At 50.2% G+C, this 2,261-nt stretch carries 2 protein-coding genes; both read right to left on the reverse strand.

The features are described 5' to 3' along the window. Positions 1–906: DUF3747 domain-containing protein (locus F6K20_RS34925; RefSeq protein WP_287297870.1), on the reverse strand; the 906-nt coding region annotated here is incomplete at its 3' end. Between the two features lie 19 nt (positions 907–925). Beyond that, entirely contained in the window at positions 926–2,008 is a 1,083-nt protein-coding gene (locus F6K20_RS34930) for an RRXRR domain-containing protein (protein ID WP_008187154.1), read from the reverse strand. Positions 2,009–2,261: the final 253 nt, after the last annotated feature.

Below are 2,261 nucleotides of genomic sequence, written 5' to 3' on the forward strand. Positions count from 1 at the left end.
TACAATGTTGTTGTCCCTCGCCCATTGAATTTTGGCAGCACTCCAGCGCCCAGCCTCAACATCCCGATAGGGCCGTCCTGATGCTTGAGTGGGGACAGTAATAGTAGCACCTGGCAGTTTACCTAAGCCTTCAATCACCATAGACACGAGTTGTTCTCTGGTGAGAAACCCTTGGGGTCTGAAGGTATTGTCCTGAAATCCAGCAATAAATCCCATTGCTACAGCTTTTTCAATTTCTGAGCCATAGACATCATTAGCAATATCCCGAAATTTAGAGGTTTCCCGTGGCGGAAGTGGGGGAAGCTTGGATGGATCAGTACTTCCTGTGTTACCTAGGGGTGTATTAGTAGCAAGGTAGACGTGACCTAGCTCTTTGCCATTGAACATTCTCTTGGCAAATTCCCAACCGGGCTGGAGAAAAATTTTCATAAAGCCCTGGCTAATACCACCAGTTCTGCCGATGATTACTTCAGGAGCTTTACGATCAAGGCGGTGCTTACCCACTAGCAACAGTTCACCATTACGCTCAACAATGCTGAGGATGTAATCGAGTCCTAAGTCTTCACCCGCCATGCGCATGGAATAGCCATTGCTATCAGTACTACGTCCGCAAATGCCAGTAAAGTCAAAGTTCAACAGCAGTGGGTCTACGATCACTGGGTTAGTACCACTCTCGCTCCAACAGGCTCGCTTGTTGGATTTTTGCTCTATGATCAGCAGTTGATGGGAATTTGCACCAAAGGGTTGAGCTACAGCAATAAACTTGCCTTGTTCAACTTGTTTTTGCTCGAAGGTAGCGGCGGAGGTCTGGTTGCCAAGACTGATTGTTGAGAAGGCAGTGGCTAGGGCAACGGTGGCGAAGGTGGCTAGTTTTTGTGGTAATTTTTGTCTTAAAGAATTTTTCATCGAATTTTCGCGCCTCCTTTTAGTAGTTGACAAGTAAGCCCGTGGAGCGTTTGAGTAATCGGACTTTCCGGGCTGAGAATTGTCCGATTCTTTTCCAGTTGCTATTGCTCACTGAAACTTGTGTTGCCGTATCGCCACTGATCCACCCTCGGTAGGTCTGACCCGCTTTTACAGCTTCCACGTAGTCGCCTTTACGGAAACCGTGGCGAGTGGTGGTTCCTCCGTACTTTCGGCGTTTACCGCCCTTGGAAAATTGGAGTAGGTGGAGTTGACGACGGCTAATTGGCGGTCGGGAAACCACGGCGAAAGGTGCAAGGGTGACCACAGCCACGGTGGGGGTCACGACTTTACCGTTGCGGTAGTACTGGGTCTTGACCTTTCGGAAGGGGAAGGATGCCAAGGCTATACCGTCGTTGGCGTGAGTCTCAGCCGTCTGACGACTCTTATCGGTCTTGTCTTTGGTTAACCCCAACCCTTTTCGTGCCATTGAGGTCTCCCATCCCATCTTTTGGGTGACGGGGACCGTGAATGTTGCCTCAAGGCGTTGGATGGATTGGTATTGCCCCACCATCACTGGAGAGAAAGCTTTTGTCCCTTTGGCTTTGACCACTTCATAGACGATCTGGCTAATGGGATAAAGCTCGAATAACTCACTGACCACACGAAACTCTAAATCACGGTTGGCTTTGATGGATGGGGGAAGCTTTTTGGCTAGCCGATTCTCAAAGCGCTTCTGTCTGTGAGCGCGTTGGTCGTAGGGAATTTTGTGGTTAATCCGACGGCTACGGCGAGTTCGCCGCATCATGCCTCGGGTATCGATCCGGTCTCTGACCTTGGGATAGGGTAGTACCAGATGACCCGTCCAGAGGGTGGCTTGGGCTGACTGGACAGCCAAGCCAGTGAACATTTTGCCGGGGTCAATCCCCACAGCAATCGACTGAGTTTCCTCCCCTGATGGTTCAGCTACTAGTTGAATCGCAAAGATGTCGAGGGCGTTAGGGTAGATGATGGCTTTACCTTCTTTAACCCAACGTCTCGCTCTAGAGGCTTTTGTCGGCATTAAGGGTTGTCCATTTGGTGAAATTACTGGGACTCGTAACATGGAGATAATCCTCACGAGTAAAGTGTTTGGGGGTTACCCGTCCCTTCGGTCACCTCATTCAAGATGTCCTTTCAGCAAGCGACTGACAACACAGTCTTACAGTGGTACGGACTGGGGAAGTATCCGTACGTGCGTACCAGAATGAGGCTCGATGACCTAGTCAAACCTGGGAGAGTTAGTTGTCTCTCCAAGCCCCAACCTGGCCGTAGGCCACGCTACGGGAACAACGCAGTAGGTTGGGGTTATTGACACA

The sequence above is a fragment of the Moorena sp. SIO2C4 genome, from assembly GCF_010672485.1.
In the GTDB taxonomy this organism is placed as follows: Bacteria; Cyanobacteriota; Cyanobacteriia; order Cyanobacteriales; family Coleofasciculaceae; genus Moorena; species Moorena producens.

What these genes read in the sequence shown, in the direction of transcription:
- F6K20_RS34930 (WP_008187154.1), bottom strand. Translation starts at nt 2,008, where the DNA reads ATGTTACGAGTCCCAGTAATTTCACCAAATGGACAACCCTTAATGCCG.